The 19,651-nt window shown below is 39.4% G+C and carries 16 protein-coding genes; 11 read left to right on the forward strand and 5 right to left on the reverse strand.

The annotated features are described in order from the left end of the window. Nucleotides 1-148 precede the first annotated feature (148 nt). On the forward strand, nucleotides 149-457 hold the full coding sequence (locus PQ460_RS08015; RefSeq protein WP_069329002.1) for a DUF1292 domain-containing protein: 309 nt from the start codon (nucleotides 149-151) through the stop codon (nucleotides 455-457). Between the two features lie 114 nt (nucleotides 458-571). On the opposite strand, the gene PQ460_RS08020 is transcribed toward PQ460_RS08015, so the two are convergent. Then, on the reverse strand, nucleotides 572-2,056 hold the full coding sequence (locus PQ460_RS08020; RefSeq protein WP_204823334.1) for an aminotransferase class I/II-fold pyridoxal phosphate-dependent enzyme: 1,485 nt from the start codon (nucleotides 2,054-2,056) through the stop codon (nucleotides 572-574). A 190-nt stretch (nucleotides 2,057-2,246) separates the two neighbouring features. On the opposite strand from PQ460_RS08020, the gene PQ460_RS08025 reads away from it, so the two are divergent. After that, on the forward strand, nucleotides 2,247-3,587 hold the full coding sequence (locus PQ460_RS08025) for an MFS transporter (protein WP_274172306.1): 1,341 nt from the start codon (nucleotides 2,247-2,249) through the stop codon (nucleotides 3,585-3,587). A gap of 83 nt (nucleotides 3,588-3,670) precedes the next feature. Here PQ460_RS08025 and PQ460_RS08030 read toward each other — a convergent pair whose 3' ends face one another. Then, entirely contained in the window at nucleotides 3,671-4,294 is a 624-nt protein-coding gene (locus PQ460_RS08030) for a YktB family protein (RefSeq protein WP_274172895.1), read from the reverse strand. A 339-nt stretch (nucleotides 4,295-4,633) separates the two neighbouring features. Here PQ460_RS08030 and PQ460_RS08035 point away from each other — a divergent pair, with 339 nt between their 5' ends. From PQ460_RS08035 to PQ460_RS08045, 3 genes are all read left to right on the forward strand, one after another. Next, nucleotides 4,634-5,230 carry a hypothetical protein gene (locus PQ460_RS08035; protein WP_273613038.1) on the forward strand — a complete coding sequence of 199 codons (597 nt, stop codon included), beginning with the start codon at nucleotides 4,634-4,636 and terminating at the stop codon, nucleotides 5,228-5,230. Nucleotides 5,231-5,432: 202 nt separating this feature from the next. Continuing rightward, nucleotides 5,433-6,845 (forward strand): NADP-dependent phosphogluconate dehydrogenase, encoded by a 1,413-nt coding sequence (gene gndA, locus PQ460_RS08040; protein ID WP_204823337.1) that lies wholly within the window; start codon nucleotides 5,433-5,435, stop codon nucleotides 6,843-6,845. A gap of 161 nt (nucleotides 6,846-7,006) precedes the next feature. Further along, nucleotides 7,007-7,540 carry a shikimate kinase gene (locus PQ460_RS08045; RefSeq protein WP_274172307.1) on the forward strand — a complete coding sequence of 178 codons (534 nt, stop codon included), beginning with the start codon at nucleotides 7,007-7,009 and terminating at the stop codon, nucleotides 7,538-7,540. Nucleotides 7,541-7,611: 71 nt separating this feature from the next. Here the strand turns inward: PQ460_RS08045 and PQ460_RS08050 are convergent, their stop codons facing one another. After that, nucleotides 7,612-7,917, reverse strand: a complete 306-nt coding sequence (locus PQ460_RS08050) for a rhodanese-like domain-containing protein (protein ID WP_273613036.1) — start codon at nucleotides 7,915-7,917, stop codon at nucleotides 7,612-7,614. Nucleotides 7,918-8,083: 166 nt separating this feature from the next. Between PQ460_RS08050 and aroA the strand changes: the two genes are divergently transcribed. From aroA to ptsP, 4 genes are all read left to right on the forward strand, one after another. Beyond that, nucleotides 8,084-9,379 carry a 3-phosphoshikimate 1-carboxyvinyltransferase gene (aroA, locus tag PQ460_RS08055; protein ID WP_273613035.1) on the forward strand — a complete coding sequence of 432 codons (1,296 nt, stop codon included), beginning with the start codon at nucleotides 8,084-8,086 and terminating at the stop codon, nucleotides 9,377-9,379. Between the two features lie 75 nt (nucleotides 9,380-9,454). Further along, nucleotides 9,455-9,886, forward strand: a complete 432-nt coding sequence (locus tag PQ460_RS08060) for a CoA-binding protein (RefSeq protein WP_273613034.1) — start codon at nucleotides 9,455-9,457, stop codon at nucleotides 9,884-9,886. Nucleotides 9,887-10,149: 263 nt separating this feature from the next. Continuing rightward, the gene (locus PQ460_RS08065) at nucleotides 10,150-12,024 is read left to right on the forward strand and encodes a glucose PTS transporter subunit IIA (RefSeq protein WP_273613033.1); all 1,875 of its coding nucleotides are present in this window, start codon (nucleotides 10,150-10,152) and stop codon (nucleotides 12,022-12,024) included. Nucleotides 12,025-12,026: 2 nt separating this feature from the next. Beyond that, nucleotides 12,027-13,784, forward strand: a complete 1,758-nt coding sequence (ptsP, locus tag PQ460_RS08070) for a phosphoenolpyruvate--protein phosphotransferase (protein ID WP_274172308.1) — start codon at nucleotides 12,027-12,029, stop codon at nucleotides 13,782-13,784. Between the two features lie 145 nt (nucleotides 13,785-13,929). On the opposite strand, the gene PQ460_RS08075 is transcribed toward ptsP, so the two are convergent. Beyond that, a complete protein-coding gene (locus tag PQ460_RS08075) occupies nucleotides 13,930-14,457 on the reverse strand; it encodes a type 1 glutamine amidotransferase domain-containing protein (RefSeq protein WP_273613031.1) in 528 nt (175 codons plus the stop codon). Nucleotides 14,458-14,757: 300 nt separating this feature from the next. Between PQ460_RS08075 and ytxJ the strand changes: the two genes are divergently transcribed. Continuing rightward, the gene (gene ytxJ, locus PQ460_RS08080) at nucleotides 14,758-15,099 is read left to right on the forward strand and encodes a bacillithiol system redox-active protein YtxJ (protein WP_273613030.1); all 342 of its coding nucleotides are present in this window, start codon (nucleotides 14,758-14,760) and stop codon (nucleotides 15,097-15,099) included. Between the two features lie 114 nt (nucleotides 15,100-15,213). Next, entirely contained in the window at nucleotides 15,214-16,221 is a 1,008-nt protein-coding gene (gene ccpA, locus PQ460_RS08085) for a catabolite control protein A (protein ID WP_069329015.1), read from the forward strand. A 216-nt stretch (nucleotides 16,222-16,437) separates the two neighbouring features. Here ccpA and PQ460_RS08090 read toward each other — a convergent pair whose 3' ends face one another. Beyond that, nucleotides 16,438-19,584 carry a penicillin-binding protein 1A gene (locus PQ460_RS08090; RefSeq protein ID WP_274172309.1) on the reverse strand — a complete coding sequence of 1,049 codons (3,147 nt, stop codon included), beginning with the start codon at nucleotides 19,582-19,584 and terminating at the stop codon, nucleotides 16,438-16,440. Nucleotides 19,585-19,651 lie beyond the last annotated feature (67 nt).

Genomic DNA, 19,651 nt, shown 5'->3' on the forward strand with positions numbered 1-19,651 from the left:
GCGATGATCTATAGAAGGTGTGGCTCTCAATTGACCTGTCTAGGGGAAAGTGGTAAGATACACAAGTATTATTTCATGAATGCAAGGTATTACACCTATTTATGAACCTAAATGACATTCAATTTTATACCGAAAGTAGGTTATCCTAATGAGCGATAAACACGTACATGATGAAAATTGTAATCATGATCACGACCATGACCACGAAGCGGAAGAATATGTATTAACATTGACTGACGATGAAGGTAATGATGTAGAAATGGTTCTTGTTGAAACATTTGATGTTGGCGAGAAACTATATGCACTTCTATTAGAGCGTGGTAACCCTGAAGCAGATGGTTATATCATGCGTCTTGAAGAAGAAGAAGACGGATTCGAATTGCAAAATATCGAAGACGAAAAAGAATGGGCAGCTGTAGAGAAAGCATACGGCGAGCTTATCGAAGAATCTGAATAAGATTCAATATCGTTATAAATAAAGCCGGAATGGATATTGTATATTTCTATACAGTATTCACTCCGGCTTTTTTTGTATTCTATCTGGTCTCTTTCAATAGAAAAGAGTACGAATTTAGAAAATAGCGTCTGTTTCTACGATTACTTTTACATGATGTACAGTACGATCTTCAGGTCCTTTGACCGGCAATCCTACTTCAACATGATCGGTAATATAATCAATATTTTCTTGCGAAATTACTTCACCCGGTAACAAAATAGGAATACCTGGCGGATACACATAAATAAATTCAGCGATAATACGTCCTGCGGATTCTTTAAAAGGAACCACTTCTGTATCACCGTAAAAAGCATCACGCGGAATCAGTGACAATTGCGGAATCTCTGGAATTTTGACAACCAGTTCATGAATTTCTTTAGAACCGTCCGTGCTGTAATATTGAGATGCCATATCGGTCAAAGAGCGCACCAGAATATCGACACTATCCTGCGTATCACCTGGAGTTACCAGACACAAAATATTATACATATCACTGAGTTCAATCTCTAGATTGTAATGCTCACGTAACCAGTTCTCTGCATCATATCCCGTAATACCTAAATGACGAATATGAATAGTCAGCTTAGTCGGATCATAGTTAAACGTTGCTTCACCGCCAAGTAATTCTTTACCAAAGCAGTATAATCCCGGAATATCATTGATCTTTTGACGAGTTTCTTGCGCCAATTGAATCGTACGCTCTGCCATATCATGTCCGTTAAGCGCTAGATTGCGGCGTGACGTATCTAAAGACGCTAATAGGATGTATGAAGTAGAGGTTGTCGTCAGCATGCTAATAATGGTCTGTACGCGGTGAGGATTCACATGTCCATTTTTAACATTTAGATTTAACACCGAACTTTGTGTCATCGAGCCACCTAGCTTATGTACACTGGTAGCTGCCATATCTGCTCCAGCTTCCATCGCAGAGATCGGCAAGTCTTTATGGAAATGAATCAATACACCATGCGCTTCATCAACCAATACAGGTACACCACGACTATGAGAAAGATCAACGATTTCTTTTAGATCAGCGCAGACTCCGAAATAAGTTGGGTTAATCACAAGCACTGCTTTGGCATCAGGATGACGATCTAGAGCACGACGTACAGAAGAAGTCGTAATTCCATGATCAATCCCCAAATTTTCATCACGTGCTGGAGAAACGAATACTGGCTTCGCTCCTGCAAAAATAATAGCAGACATAATCGATTTGTGTACATTACGTGGAACGATAATTTTGTCACCCGGCGAACAAACTGACAAAATCATTGTCATAATAGCGCCACTTGTTCCCTGTACTGAAAAATACGTATAATCAGCACCAAAAGCATCAGCAGCTAATTTTTGTGCTTGCTCGATAACACCCATAGGTTGGTGCAAATCATCAAGTGGTGCAATATTGATCAGATCTATAGAAAGGGTATTATCACCCACAAACTCTCGGAATTCCTGATCACTGCCGATTCCTTTTTTGTGCCCTGGAATATGGAATTGGACGGGATTGCTTGCCGCGTGCTCTCGTAGAGCGGTGAAAAGCGGCGTTTGCTTATGATCCATTGAAGCTGTCACAACCTTTCTGAGGTAAAGTAATTATTCTGAGGCTAAAATGCTTATCCAACATTTTGCCAAACAAAATGAGTATAGCAAAACGTGGGGGGAATGCAATAGTTATTATGATAAGATAAAATGCATATAAGATAAATGGGTATACATTCAAGGGTAGACTTGAAGGGAGTCATCGTTATTAATGGTATCAATTTCAAATGCTGACACAGATCATCAGAATCAAGCCAAAAATCGTCAACGCAATATTTTTGTATTTGTATGCCTGTGGTTACTTATTTTTTTAGTTGAATTTGTTAAAGGTGGATTATTAGTTACTTTGTTACCTGTATATATGGGGCATGTACTTGGATTGCCTGCTTTTGCTATCGGTATTGCTTTTGCTTTGCAGTATGTAGGTGATAATGCACTTCGAGGTCCTGCGGGTTGGTTAGCAGAACGATTAGGATTTCGGATGATTATGTCGATTGGTATGATCCTTGTCTTAGGTGCAGTATTTATTATGGCAACAGAAAAAAGTACAGGCTGGTTAATATTTGCTTGTGGTGTGATGGGGGTTGGCAGTGCTCCATTATGGCCTTGTGTAATGTCCAAGATCACCGATCTGTCACATGCAGATGGAAAATACGGAACATCTATGAGTATTATCGAGATTGCTTCTCTTGGAGGAGCGGGGCTTGGACCAGTTACAGTCAATTGGATTAGTGATACATCGTACCAATCTACATTATGGATGATGTTGATTTTTATGACTGTTGTACTAGCTATCGCATTATGCTTACCCGGTCGTAAAGAATCAGCTTCTATAGCAACAGGGAGTCACCATGAAACCGAGCAACACAACGATGCTACTACTGGATCACTTCATGCAAATCAATTATCTGTACCTCATGTATCGGTGACACGTATGACTGGTAAACAACGGGTACAGCAATATATAGCGTTGATTCGTTCACTACATATTCATCCGCTATTGTATCCAGCCCTTTTTTTGCAATCTTTTGCTTTAGGTATTTTGACGCCTATTATTACTTTATACGTAATCAGTCAGTTAGGATTAACCCCCGCTTATTTTAATGGATTGTTAATTGCTGGTGGTGGTGTTACTGCTTTGGGTCTAATTCCAGCAGGTCGTCTGATCGATCGGTGGGGCAGTCGATTTTTTTTGCATATCGGATTTTTATTAGCAGGGACAGCGTTAATAGGGATTGCTTCTACAACGATACTGGCTTGGATATGGATATTTGTAATAGGTATTGGTCTTAGTTACGCGATGATTTTACCAGCATGGAACTCGTTACTGGCTAATCTTGTACCTGCACAAGAGCGCGGTATGATCTGGGGATTATTTTTGACATTACAAGGATCAGGGCTTGTTATTGGCCCTTTGGTATCGGGAAAGTTATGGGATATCATCAGCCCTCAAGCGCCGTTTTTTGTTAGTGCCAGCTCTATGTTTATTTTATTCGGGATTCACTGGATTATGATACGTCATACCCGAAAATTATCTTCCTCAAATAGTTAATGAACAATATATGAAAAAAACAGATGCAAAAAACCTTATCTGCATAACAGTAGATAAGGTTTTTTTATTTTCACAATAGTATATTAAAATGCCATACGGTACAACGGAAGCAATTGTTCAAAAGTCTGTTCTACTTTTTCGATAAAAGCTTTGCCATCTTGAAGTAAAGGATCATCTTTTTCGATCCGTAATCCACATACGATTTCGGATTTTTTGACATTTTGTAATCGTTCAGCAGTATCTAGCCAGTATTGATCATCCAATTCTCCCTGAATATTAGCTTGTGGCGACATATGATCAGTAGACCAGTAAAATTCATCTGGAATCATTTGTTTTACCTTTTTCCAATCTTTCTGAAGCGCTTTTCCAAAATCAAGTTTACGTGGACTTTCATAAATAATAGCAAACACAATAAAGACATGACTACCAAACATACCTACTTCAAAATGAGGCAATGCTTTATAACCACGTTTATTCGATGCCCATGCTACCCATGTATCTTTAGGTGGATTGACCGTACGACGAGCATGCTTGGCAACATGCACATACATCTCTTCACCACATAATGTAGCTAGATAAGGCTGTATCTGTTCACCAATTGTTGTTAATTTAGGTCGAATCGTGCTAATCAATGCATCCATACGTGGTTCTAATCCATCAATCGTGAATACATCAAAGTCTTTAGAATCAAAACCGTTAAATTCAATATTATTCATCTTTGTCATGCCTCTCTTTCCAAATCAATCCATATCAATGTAGAGATAATCAGCGTTTATTATAGCATAGGAGCAGGCAATTATTTCATGAAGATTACATGTGACTGTATGCTTTAGTGCTTAGACAACCTTGTAAAGGGGTAAAATTATATTAAGTATATATTGTACTAAAGATGCAACAGATAACTATACTCTTCATAGGTACCATTTCAGAAACAGTATTCGTTATTTATACTTTTTTTTGTATATTTTATCAATTAACTACAGAACAGCTAAACAGATATATAGACCCACATACAGATAAACCAATGTTAAAAAGGAGGTACTACTATGAACAAAAGTTATGAAGTAGAGTATTGTAACTTGGAATTGCGTTTTGAACGTCGTGATATTCAGAATTTGATTCGTGATTTGATCAAAGAAGGGTATTCATTGTATTGGAGAGAAACAGAGGATTCATTTATCGTCTCGATCCGTACAGATGATCATATGACCAAATTACGTTTTCAACAAACGCAAGAAGGATACAAATTGATCGGAGATTATCGTATCCATGATTCACGTTTGTCGGAATGGATGGAAAAACTAATCGGTGATACGCGTGGTCATGCTATTGTCAAACGATTTAAAGATCAACAAATTTTAGTTGAGAATATTCTGTTTGGCGAAGTGATTCGAATGGTCGAAATTTCTGGTTTTGAACAACGTGTTTTGTATCAAAAAGAATCAACGTTAACGCATGAAGCGTTACACACACTTTTTTTATCAACGGAAGGTGAAGAGAGATTGGAAAATATAGAGACCCAAATTGACGAGTCCCTTGATCGATTGAATGAAGCTATCAAAACAGGCGATACTGAAAAAATTGATGAATGTAAAAAAGTGTTGGAAAATCTTCGTTTTGAACTGATTCGTTTGGAAAAGTAAACTTTAAAACGTGATCTCCAAAATAATTTGTTGAAATAGCCAAAATATTCACAATTCTTTCAACAATTCTATGAATTTTGGTCAGATCACGTTTTGAGACTTTCCTTATGACATTAAAACCTGTAAAATGATGAATTGAACCAACTTATTTTATGCAAAATCATGAATACAAAATATTGAAGCAAAGGATGGAGAACCAGAAATGTCTAAACAACAAATTGGTGTTATCGGTCTTGCCGTTATGGGTAAGAACTTAGCTTTAAATATTGAAAGCAGAGGCTTCACAGTATCTGTATTCAATCGTTCTCCGCAAAAAACGAACGATTTGCTTGAAGAAGCAAAAGGTAAAAATTTAACAGGAACATTTTCTATTGAAGAGTTCGTGAATTCTTTAGAAGTTCCACGCAAAATTCTAATTATGGTTCAAGCAGGATCTGCAACCGATTCTACAATTGAACAATTGATTCCTTTCTTAACTGAAGGCGACATCATTATTGATGGTGGTAATGCTTACTTCCCTGATACGCAGCGTCGTAGCAAAGACTTGGAAGCTCAAGGATTCCGCTTTATCGGTACAGGTGTATCCGGTGGTGAAGAAGGCGCACTTAAAGGACCTGCTATTATGCCAGGTGGACAAGAAAGTGCTTATAAATTAGTAGAACCTATTCTTACAGCGATTTCGGCTAAAGTCGATGGCGACCCTTGCTGTACATATATCGGACCAGACGGTGCTGGACACTATGTAAAAATGGTGCATAACGGTATCGAATATGGCGATATGCAGTTGATTGGTGAAGCATATAACTTGCTTACATCTGTTCTAGGAACATCTGCTGAAGAATTGCAATCGATTTTCAGCGAGTGGAACAAAGGCGAGTTGGATAGTTACTTGATCGAGATCACAGCAGATATCTTCTCTAAATATGATGAAGAAACAGGCAAACCGATGGTTGATGTGATTCTTGATTCTGCTGGTCAAAAAGGTACAGGTAAATGGACAAGTCAAAGTTCACTTGATCTAGGTGTTCCTTTGTCTATGATCACTGAATCTGTATTTGCACGTTTCTTGTCTGCAATGAAAGAAGAACGTGTAGCAGCTAGCAAAATTTTAAACGGACCTAAAACAGATGCTTTTGCAGGCGATAAAGCTGAATTTATCGAAGCAGTACGCAGAGCATTGTTCGCTTCCAAAATCGTATCTTACGCTCAAGGCTTCGCACAAATGCGTGCAGCTTCTGACGAATACGGTTGGGATTTGAAATATGGTAACATCGCTATGATCTTCCGCGGTGGCTGTATTATCCGTTCACGTTTCTTGCAAAACATCAAAGATGCGTATGACAAAGATTCTGGCTTGAAAAACCTATTGCTTGATGATTACTTCAAAGGTGTAGTTGAAGAATATCAAGATGCATGGCGTGAAGTAGTATCGATCGCTGTGAAATATGGTATTCCTGTTCCTGGATTCTCCAGCGCATTGGCTTATTTTGATAGCTATCGTACAGAAAGATTGCCAGCGAACTTGTTACAAGCTCAACGCGATTATTTCGGTGCGCATACTTTCAAACGTTTGGACAAAGAAGGTACTTTCCATCACGAATGGATGCAAGAATAGTCTGCTGACTATCATATTAAATATATCAAAGCGCACTGGTACTCCTATAAATATAGGAAAAGCCAGTGCGCTTTTTTCATCAAAACGAATGATTGTCTTATGTTTTATCTCTATGCTATGATGGGTGGAATAGCATAGTTGTTGAAAGAGGTGTAGATATAGTGCATCAATCAGAAGATAGTGTACATTCCAATATTATACTGGTTGGAATGATGGGCACAGGTAAAACAACCGTAGGCACATTACTAGCTGATTTATTACAATATCCATTAGTTGATATTGATGCAGTGATTGCAGAATCAGAAGGTATGAGTGTACAGGATATTTTCGCTTCCAAAGGAGAATTGTATTTTCGTGAGCTTGAAAGCCAAACGCTTGCTAGCGTATTAGAGCAAAAAGGGCAGATTGTTTCTACAGGTGGTGGTTCAGTACTGCGTGCTGAAAATTGTGATCTGATGATCGCGAAAGGGCTTGTAGTCTGTCTGACTGCGGATATTGATCATATTGTACAGCGAGTAGGCGGAGATGATAACCGTCCGTTACTTGCAGGAGATACGTATGAACGGGTAAGTAGTATTATGGAGCAACGTAAACATGCTTATCAATTTGCACATGTTACGGTAGATACATCGCTTTTGAATCCTGATGAAGTGGCTTCACATGTTTTAACACGTTACCGCGTTCAAGCTTTTTAATGTTTAGGTGCGAAAGTAAAAGACTTGTTACATGAAGTCAACAAGTCTTTTGAGTAAAATCTAGCTATATATTATTGATTTTCAACCCAATCAATCATACCGCCAGACATATTAAGGCAATGGTCGTAACCTAACTGTTGTAAGTATTCGCGAGCACGTTCACTACGGTATCCACTACGACAAATCAAAACAGTCGGTAACGTTTTATCGATTTCATTCAGACGATCAGGAATTTGACCCAAAGGAATATGTTTGGCACCGTCGATCATACCCTGGTTCACTTCTTCATCTTCACGTACATCAATCAATTGCAATTTTTCTCCTGCCGCTATGCGTTCGCGCAGTTCATCCGTGTCGATCTGAGTAGGATTAGACATATATGTTATACCCTCATTTCTGAATGTGTTTTAACTTCTTTATCATACCGAAGCGTGTTCTTGACTGTCAATTGAAGTCAGCCGATAACTGCAAAGAAATACCAAACATATAAGCAATTGTATCACTATATAAATATTATTATTTTATTTAAAGGAGATTGAACTCATGGATGTTATTGTTACCCCTACCCCTGAACTCAAAGGAGAAATCGGAGCGTTATCTTCTAAAAATTATACGACTCGCTATTTGTTAGTCGCTGCTCTAGCAGAAGGAACAAGTACGATTCATTTTCCAGCACATAGTGAAGATAGTGATGCTATGCGTCGTTGTATTCGAGATTTAGGCGCTGTGTTGGAAGAAGATGATGAGAAAATAGTGATAACAGGTTTTGGTAGTAAACCTGTAGATGTAAAAGAGCTTAATGTAGGAAATGCTGGCGCTGTACTACGCTTTTTGATGGCCATTGCTGCATTGTGCCCTGAAGTGACGTTTGTGAATACATATCCTGATTCACTGGGTAAACGTCCACATGATGATCTGATTACATCATTAGGTCAATTAGGTGTAGAAGTAGAGCATCAGAACGGAAGATTACCGATTACGATTCGTGGAGGTCAGCCGCGTGGTGGCAAGATTACTGTATCCGGTAGCGTAAGTTCACAGTATTTGAGTGCGCTGTTATTTTTGACTCCTTTATTAGAAGAAGATAGTGAAATTACAGTCCTACATGATCTCAAATCCAAAGTAGTCGTAGGTCAGACACTTGAAGTATTAGCTCAAGCAGGTATTACAATTGAAGCTAGTGAAGACCTCATGACATATAAAGTACCTGGTCGTCAAAAATATGTAGCTCAATCTTATACTGTACAAGGAGATTACCCTGGATCCGCGGCTGTACTTGCAGCAGCGGCTGTGACAAAGTCTGATGTTATTATTCACCGTCTACCTGTAGAAAGTAAGCAAGGGGAAAAAGCAGTAGTTGATGTATTGCAAATGATGCAAGTTCCGTTAACGCATGAAAATGATATTGTCCATGTTAAAGGAACAGGTCAACTCCAAGCGGTCGAATTTGATGGAGATGCTGCTACAGATGCTGTCCTTGCGATGGTAGCCGCGGCTGTATTTGCAGAAGGAACATCACGCTTCTATAATGTAGAAAATTTACGTTATAAAGAATGTGACCGGATTACTGATTATTTGACAGAGCTTCGCAAAGCAGGAGCAAATGTAGAAGAACGTCAAGCAGAGATCATCGTACATGGTCGTCCTGAAGGAGTAGAAGGCGGTGTAACGATCGATGCTCATTACGATCATCGTGTCATTATGGCGCTGTCTATTGTTGGCTTACGTGCGAAGCAACCGATTGTTATTCGTGATGCTCATCATGTAGCGAAGTCATATCCACAGTACTTTGATCATATTCAGGCGCTTGGGGCTAATATAGAATGGGTACAAGGTTAATATAAGCATTCATATATAGCTGAATAGACTCATCCACTTTTCATGATCAAATACACATCAAGGAGGAAGATCAAGATGGCTTTTACCAATCCTTCACGAGAAGAAATCAAAACGATTTTGGAAAACGTAGGCAATATTGCAGTAGTAGGACTTTCTGACAAAATGGATCGTACATCGTATATGGTATCCGCAGCGATGCAAAATCGGGGATATCGTATTATTCCTGTTAATCCACAAGCAGCAGGTCAGAAGATTCTAGGCGAAACGTGTTATGCCAGTCTTAAAGATGTTCCTGAACCGATTGATATGGTCAATGTATTCCGTCGTAGTGAATATTGCGCAGATATTGCTAGAGAAGCAGTAGATGTGGGTGCCAAAACGATCTGGTTGCAATTAGGTGTAGTCAATAATGAAGCAGCACAGATCGCAGAAGAACAGGGTATTGATATGATTATGGATCGTTGTATTAAAGTAGAAGAAGCGATTGTGCGCCCTGTAAGAGTATAAATGTAGAATAATATACCTGATCCTATCCTGTACAGTATAGGCAATTCATAAAAATATAGAAAAGTCTGTAGGATATCTGATCAGGCTTTTCTATATTTTTTTTTCATTTCATTGTGTTTTGCCGAATAGGTATAGAATAGATTCTAAAATAGGTGTATGTTATATATGAAAATGAGGAAATAATGACATTCTTATCATATAGAGCCGCTTTGACAAAACATGGCCTACAGCGTACCATCAGGTATAGGAAGGGGGAGGGCGCGTTGAATTGGCTAGGTTCCCTGCAACAGTTCGGAAGAGCTATTATGCTTCCTACCATGGTACTTCCGGCAGCGGCTATTTTGCTCAGTGTAGGAGGGCTTCCATGGGGAGCATGGGGCTTACCTGTCGTCTCTGAGGTAGCTACAATAGCAGGTCAAAGTATTTTTCATTATTTACCGTTTATTTTTGCGATAGGTGTTGCGTTAGGGCTTGCTAATCAAGCAGGCACCGCAGGGCTTGCTGCTTTTGCCGGAATGGCATTATATGATCAGGTGACCAAGCATTTTAGCAGTGATTTGATACAGCCTTCCACATTGATTGGAATTATGATGGGTATCATTGCCGGGGCAGTGTACAGGCGATTCAAAAATGTACGTCTTCCCGAAGCGATCCAGTTTTTTGGCGGATCGCGTTTTGTTTTGCTGTTTATGGGGTTATTCTCTTCTGTGTTTGCTTACGTCATGTTGTGGTTCGCTCCCATATTACAGCACCTATTAAATGGGCTGACATGGGGATTATCGACGATGGGCGGGTTTGGACTCTTTTTATATGGAGCCTTATATCGCATTTTGTCTGCTTTTGGACTGCATCATTTATTGAATAATATTGTATGGTTCCAGATCGGTTCGTATGAAAGCCATGGAGATATCGTACAAGGCGATTTACCACGCTTTTTTAGTGGCGATCCGACAGCCGGTATTTATATGGCAGGATTATATCCGGTGATGATGTTCGCTTTGCCAGCAACGGCATTAGCGATTATCCAAGAAGCACGTGAAGACTTGAAGCCCAAAGTACGTAAAACATTTATGCGTGCTGCTCTAGTGTGCTTTTTAACAGGCGTATCCGAGCAGATTGAGTTTGCCTTTTTATTTGCTTCTCCATGGTTATTCGGTATTCATATCGTATTATCTGGACTCGCAATGTGGATTACGTATGCGTTAGATATTCATCATGGCTTTTCGTATTCAGCAGGAGCGATCGACTATGTGCTGAATTATCATTTATCAAGCAATGCATGGATGTTAATTCCGATTGGAATAGCTTATGGACTAGCGTATTACTTTATTTTCCGATTTGCGATTCGGCGCTTCCGAATTCCGACACCAGGTCGTGAAGAAGCTTCTACATTAGGCGATTGGGTAGGAAATATTCCGTATCAGACACCGCTTATTTTACAAGCATTAGGTGGCAAAGAAAATATTGTACGCGTAGAAGCTTGTATTACAAGATTGAGATTAACGGTCGTTAATGATCGTGCTATAGATAGCCGTGCGTTAAAGTCACTGGGTTCAGCAGGATTGATCAAGTTAGGTGGCGGTAATGTACAGATTGTATTTGGAACATATTCGGAATTGATTCGTGAAGAAATTCGGAAGTTGATGGATCGCGATCTGACACATGTTCAATTTTGTGCACCTGTACAGGGTAAAATGATTGCCCTATCTGAAGTGCCTGATCAGATTTTTGCAGGTAAGTTAGTCGGTGAAGGAGTAGCCTTTTTGCCTGAAAGTGGTGAACTGGTCTCGCCTGTAGCTGGAACGATTATGCATCTGTATCCTACGATGCATGCGATCGGTATCGGTACATCAGAAGGTGTCGAAATATTGCTTCATATCGGTATTGATACCTCTCAGCAAAAAGGCTGCTTTGAAGCGGTTGTAGCTGCTGGCGATGTAGTCGAAGCCGGGCAATTATTGATTAAGTTTGATTTGGAAACATTGCAAAAAAACGCACCGTCACTTGCAACTCCGATGGTTATTACTAACCCTGATCGTGTCCGATCATGGAGTTATGCTCCATTTAAAAATGTAAAAAAAGGACAAGGGGCTGTAATGTCGGTAGTATTGCATGATAAGAGCGGTGGGGGGGACTAAACATGATCAAAGGAATCGCAGCTGCTGGTGGAGTAGCCATAGGAAAAGCTTTTGTGTTGCCAACATGGGAATGGGATGTACCGGATCAGTGTCTTGATCCGACAGACCTTGCGCAAGAATTTGAGCGCTTATATGAAGGCATTCGTACATCCAAAACTGAGATTGAGCTGATGAAAAATGAATTCGAGGAAATCGCAGGTCCTGAAGAATCAAGTATTTTTGATGCTCATTTAGCTATTTTGGAAGATCCTGAATTTATGAATGAGATTCGCGGTATTATCGAACGCCAATACAAAGCGGCAGAAGTGGCTGTACAAGAAGCGATTAACCACTTTGTAACGATGTTTGATCTACTGGATGATGAATATATGAAAGAACGGGCTGCTGATATTAAAGATGTCGGTAACCGTCTACTTAAACATTTACTTGGTGCACCTGAGGTGACTTTGCCTACAGATACACAACCTTACATTCTGGTCGCCAAAGAGTTATCGCCTTCGCAATTGGTTCATTTGAATCCACATAATGTACTGGGAATTGCTACTATTCTAGGCGGAAAAACATCGCATTCTGCGATTATGGCACGAGCGATCGGGATTCCGCTTGTCTCTGGATTAGAAAGTCAATTAGACCCACCGATTCAGACAGGTGAAATGATTATTGTCGATGGCGATAATGGTAAAATTATTGTTCATCCTGATCAACAAACGATCGAGCATTATAAGCTGATTAGAACCGCTCAGGATCGCCGTAAGCGTCAGTTAGAGATGTTGTCTACTGTTGACTCTATTACCAAAGACGGTATCCCTATGCGTCTCTCAGCGAATATTAGTTCGATTAAAGAATTGGATATCGCTTTGAAAAATGGAGCCAAAGGTGTAGGCTTGTTCCGTACAGAATTTATGTATATGGATCGTAATTCTTTTCCAAGTGAGCGAGAGCAGTTTGAAGTGTATCGCTTAGTGGCAGAGAAAGCTAAAGGACAGGCAGTGGTTATTCGTACACTTGATATTGGTGGAGATAAAGAACTGGATTATTTCCCTTTACCTGAAGAAGAAAATCCTTTTCTCGGTTATCGAGCGATTCGTATCTGTCTGGAACATACAGAAATGTTCAAAACACAGCTTCTTGCGATATTACGTGCAAGTGCTTATGGAGCAGTCAAAATCATGTATCCGATGATCTCTTCTGTAGAAGAGGTACAACAAGCTAATGTTATTTTGCATGAAGCTATGGATGAATTGGATCAACGAGGATTACCTTACAATCGTGAGATTCAAGTCGGTATTATGATCGAAATTCCAGCAGCCGTCGCGATAGCAGATTTACTTGCTGAAGAATGTGACTTTTTCAGTATCGGTACCAATGATCTTGTGCAATATGTACTGGCTGTTGACCGTATGAATGAACATATTGCTCATATGTATAATCCTTATCATCCGGCTGTGTTGCGTATGTTACGCAGTACGATTCAAGCGGCTCATGCAGAAGGTATTCCTGTGAGTGTATGCGGAGAAATGGCTGGCGATGAGCGTTCTATTCCATTTTGGTTACAGATGGGTGTCGATCATCTAAGTATGTCACCACAATCATTGTTGCGAGTTAAACAGAGTATATTGAATACCGATTCCAAGCAAGCGAGCAGTCAAGCATTATCGTGGATGAAATTAAAAACATCGCAGGCGATTGAAGAAGGTATTCAACAATATATGAATACACTAACAGATTCCGATGCTTCTTTTGTTTCATCTACTTCATAACATGATTTACTTTATTCCATAGTGTATAACCAAAAAAGACATACCTTTTAATGGTATGTCTTTTTTGGTTATATTTAGACTGTTATGTCTATCAAAATATTGCTGTACTTATGCTGTTAAATAGTGACCAACACCAATACAATAGTTACACTTTTTCAGCTAACGCATCACAAAAGGCTTTGCCATATGGAGGAAGATCCGGTGGACGACGAGCTGAAATAATATGTCCATCAACCACAACAGCTTCATCTTTCCAGATAGCACCTGCATTTTGCATATCATCACGAATACCTGGTGTAGAAGTAACAGTAACGCCTTCTAAAATGCCGGCTGAGATCAATACCCATCCTGCATGACAGATTTGACCGATAGGTTTGCGAGCTTCATGCATTTCTCGCACCAGTTCTAATACTTTAGGATAGCGACGTAATTTATCAGGTGCCCAACCTCCAGGAACCAAAATACCATCATAATCAGCACTATCTAATTCGTCAAAGCTATATTCTGCTTCAGCAGGTACTCCATATTTACCAATATACTTTTTACCGCGATCCGCACCAGCAAGATGAACTTCAGCACCTTCTTCACGTACTCGGTACACAGGAACCCATAGTTCCAAGTCTTCAAATTCCTCATCTACTAAAGCAATGACTTTTTTACCTGCCAATCTCATATCATCATTCCTTTCAGAGTTATATTCTATGATAGCGATCGATATGAACCGATCAATCCCATTATTGAGGTTCATTGTATCAAAATAAACGATAAGGATCAAAATCCATCATCATGAAAAAAAGACTCAGAAGAATGAAAAGAAAACATTATGAAAATTACATTCATCTAAATTCGGCTGAAAAAACGGTAACAATGACAAAAAAATGGATTTTTACACTGTTATTTGTTAAGATACTTATGATAGTTATTCATGAAAACGTTCTTACATTAATTAATAGCAAAAGGGGATGTGTGCATAATGGCAAGTGTAACTCAGATGACTACAACCGATCAGTTACAAGAAGCTTTGAATCATACAACACAAAAACCACTGCTTGTATTTAAACATAGTACTCGTTGTCCGATTAGCGCTGGCGCTTATAGTGAATTTAAATCGTATTTGGAAAGCAATCCAAGTGAAGATGTCGATTATGGATTGGTCTATGTAGTGGAAAATCGCGATGTATCGAATGCAGTAGCAGAACATTTGCAAGTCAAACATGAATCACCACAAGTGATTTTAGTTAAAAATGGTGAGCCTGTCTGGAACACTTCACACTCGAAGATTACAGTAAGTTCGCTACGTGAAGCGTTATCTTAACATCATAACAATGATTGCAAGTCATACTATTTTAGCGTATCATGAATCTAAATGAAAAACGAAGCAAATTCTTGAAAACATGAAGAAAATTTATTGGTAATGGAGAGAAGGACCGTGACAGTAACCATTTATGATGTAGCACGCGAAGCTGGAGTATCTATGGCTACAGTATCTCGTGTAGTGAATAATAATCCGAACGTAAAACCACAAACACGCAAAAAAGTTTATGAAGCAATAGAACGTCTAGGATATCGTCCTAACGCAGTCGCACGTGGATTGGCAAGTAAGAAAACGACCACTGTAGGCGTTGTTATTCCTGATATTTCAAATTCTATTTTTGCAGAAATTGCCCGCGGTATCGAAGATATTGCGAATATGTATCATTACAATATTATCCTTTGTAATGCAGATAAGAAAAAAGAAAAAGAAATTCGTGTGGTAAACACATTGTTAGAAAAGCAAGTAGATGGTCTGTTATTTATGGGCGGAACAGTAACAGAAGATCATTTACAAGCATTCCAATCTTCAGCTGTACCGATCGTATTATGTGCAACCCGTGATGAAAATGGATTAATTCCATCAGTAGATATCGATCATGAAGCAGCAGCTTTTGATGCTGTAAACACATTGATTCGTCATGGACACCGCGAGATTGCAATGATCAGTGGTACATTACAAGATCCTGCAAATGGATATTCCCGTTTTCAAGGATACAAAAAAGCTTTAGAAGCTGCCAATATTGAATACAAAGAAGACTGGGTACGTATCGGTAACTATCGTTATGAATCTGGCGTAGAAGCTATGAAATATTTTATCGGTCTCAAAAAACGTCCAACTGCTATTTTTGCAGCAACCGATGAAATGGCTATTGGTGCGATTCACAGTATTCAAGACGAAGGTTTGAAAGTACCGGACGACTTCTCTATTATTTCTGTAGATAATATTCGTCTTGCTTCTATGGTTCGTCCACAGCTTACAACAGTAGCGCAACCGATGTATGATCTGGGTGCTGTAGCTATGCGTCTATTAACGAAATTGATGAAAAAAGAAAACGTTGAAAATACACGTGTTATTTTGCCACACGAAACGATTCTACGTCTTTCTGTAAATCAATTGAACTAATAGGTTAATACCATCAATAACTATGAATATAGATAAAAAGCATCTTCTCCTGCAAAGGAAAGATGTTTTTTTTGTTGTGCTTTATAGGTATAGTAGGCGAGCGTTACGATTGAATTCAAATCAATGTTTATCACTTTTTATCTATAAACAAACAGAAAAAAACAGCGAATACCGATTGAATATAATCGGTATTCGCTGTTTAGTATATCAGTATTTTTACTTACCTTTATATTGTATTGGCGATGATGGTGGGGATGAACCACTCTCATTGACCGCTACTACATAAAACCAACCATCAATTTTGCGACTGGAATTATATTGGAACTTTGTATCTGGTGTAGATCCGGCTAGATTGTAAGGACCCCCACTGGTTTTGCTAAAGTATACTTTGTAATTACTTGCAGGCTGAGATGGAGCGCCCCACGAGATCACGACTGCACTTTTACCTGCACCTTTAGCGCTAAGTGAAGATGGAGCAGAAGGAGCTACTTTTGCTTTAGCAGGAGTAGCTTCTTCAGTAGTCGTAGCAGGGTCAGTAGCGTTGCCTTCAGTTGGTGATGTACCATCTGTTGAAGGTTCTTCAGTCGTTCCATCTGGTAATAAAGTACCTTCATCTGGCTCGTCTACAGGCACAGGAGCAGCACTGTAATCAACAGTATTACTTGGACTAGATTCATGTCCACCTACATCAACAGCAGTAACATAGAAAGAGAAATTGCCATTAGCAGAGACAAATGAATTGAATTGACTACTGCCTAATTGTGCTGATTTCTGATATTGATACGAACCATCGCCGGCTGAACGATATAGACGATAACCGACTACATCACCAGAACCACCAGAGTTAAAGGTAATACGAGCATCACTACCGCTAGTAGATAAGCGTACATTGCTAGGCGGATTAGGTGAGCCACCATCATCTTGCCTTGGATCAATACGTGTTGGAGCATCTGCGCCTGCATCTTCAGGTAGATAACGCCATAGTGCGTATTTAGGCCCTGACATATTAGCTAATGCATGTTGCAGATCTTTGATCAATTCAGAGATCGGCATTTCACGTTTAACTACAGTACGTTGATTCACCATATCATCTGGTGTGCCATCTTGTGGAATATAATTTACACCATTGTACGTAATGTATTTCGCATAAGCCACACCATCATCAAAGTCTTTAGGTACATATTTAGCATTGAAAATATCAGTGACAAGGTTACCAGATTGCCGTGTAGCAGACGTTGGTAATTTACCGCTGAATCCAGAGACCGTTTGCGTTACAATTCCGTCTGGTTTGGTAAATGCGTCTGTTTTAAACAATTCAGGATCACTATCAGTCACTTTGTTCATAATTGTTGCCCATAAAGTACGAGCACGTTTTTTTCCATCTTCGGATAAGGTGTTCACCGGTTCACGATAACCTGCCCATACCCCAAGCGTTACATCTGGCGTAAAGCCCATAAACCATACATCGGCATAGTTCTGAGTGGAACCCGTTTTACCGACGATTGGTATTTTGCCGTATTTATTAAATAACGTCTGCATCGTTCTACCTGTACCACGTGAATCTGTAATAACAGTACGAAGCATATCTGTCATTAGATAAGCTGTTTGTTTGGAAAAGACTCGTTGTGGATCAGCTTTGTGTTTGTAGACAATTTTGTTATAAGGATCAACAATTTTGTCGATCATATAAGCATCATTGAATATCCCTTGATTCGGAATAGATCCATACGCATTGGTTAATTCTTCGACAGTTACTCCATATTTAAGACCGCCGAGCACTCCGGTTTGTGCAGAGTAATCGGTATCCTGAATCGTTGTAATGCCTAATTTTTTAGCAAATGTCCATGCTTTATCAATACCTACTTTTTGATTAAATAGTTTGAGAGCAGGGACATTTAACGATTCATCAAGAGCAGTACGAGCAGTCACTAGACCTTGATAACGTCCATTTGCATTCGCAGGGATGTGATATCCTTTGCCCCCGTCTTTCAAAATAATCGGAGCATCATCTACAATACTTGCCGGTTGCACCAGCCCTGCATCGAGCGCAGGCAGATAAGCAGCGATTGGCTTCATCGTAGAACCAGGCTGACGTGTCATCTGGGTAGCATAATTCATTTGTTCTTCTTGGAAGCTACGACCTTCAATCATACCAAGAATAGCGCCAGTTTTGTGATTGATCATCATAGCGGCTGTTTGTTCTTTACCTTTAGTATTGCTATCAGGCGAGAAGTTGCTACTGTCTTCTGCTACTTCATGCATCGTGTTATAGACCGTTTTGTTAATCGTCGTATATACACGATAACCACCAGTTAACAATTTTTGACGAGCATCTTCAAACAATTGATTGCGTTCTTCTGAAGATAAAGTAGACATATCCAAATCTGGATTTTCCATTTTTACAATCGTTTGTGCGCCTTGTCGTTCAATCTCCATCATAAGATAAGGATATTGAGAATACGCTTTGGCAGTTGGTTTAGCCAGTGCACTTTTGAGATCGAAATTAATCGCTTCATTGTATTCACTCGCTGTAATCTTACCTAACTCTTTCATACGTTCAAGAACCAGTTGTTGCCTACCGACAGCACGTTTAAATCCTTTTTCATTGAATTTACCGTTGCTATCAAAAGCAGAATAAGCTGTTGGTAATTGAGGTAGCCCTGCAATATAAGCGGCTTCAGCAATATTAATTTTACTCAAATCATTTAGAGCAAAAATCCCTTTGGCTGCTGCTTTGATTCCAAAAATATTGTATCCGCTTGAACCTTTACCAAAAGGCATTTTGTTCAAGTAGGCAGTCAAAATTTCGTTTTTGGTCATAAAGCGTTCGATACGAAGAGAAAGCAACATTTCTTTAATTTTGCGATCATCTGTTTTGTCCAAGTTCAAAAATACCCGTCTCGACAATTGCTGTGTAAGCGTACTCCCTCCGGTTTGGACGGATTCATTCAGTACCCGCTGTTTGACAGCGCGCAGCGTACCATTCATATCTACACCTTTATGTTCATAAAAATGATTATCTTCTATGGAAATAATGGCGTCGATGACAGGTTGAGGAATCTGTTCATAAGTCACCAATCGACGATCTTCTTCTGTACGAAGTTGTCCAATCGGGGAACCGTCATTAAAATAAGCAAAGCCGGTCACTGCATTTTCATTGATCTTTTTGACTATTTCTTCACGCGAACGCACAGGTTCGTCTTTTACAATCGAAGAAACGTAGCCCATCAAAATACCTCCACCGAACAGGCAAATAGCAAAACCAGCAATAACTACCCATTTGAACACAGTGAGTAATTTGCGGAATCCAGAGTGCTTGCTAGCGGACTTATTTGTTGGACGCTTGTCCTTCTTTTCAGCCATGTAACTTCCCCCTTTTACCAGCCACTATTATAGCATAAAAATTACGCTATAATCAGTTTCTTCTGAA

The organism is Paenibacillus sp. KACC 21273 (genome assembly GCF_028736095.1).
Lineage (GTDB): Bacteria > Bacillota > Bacilli > Paenibacillales > Paenibacillaceae > Saccharibacillus > Saccharibacillus kyungheensis.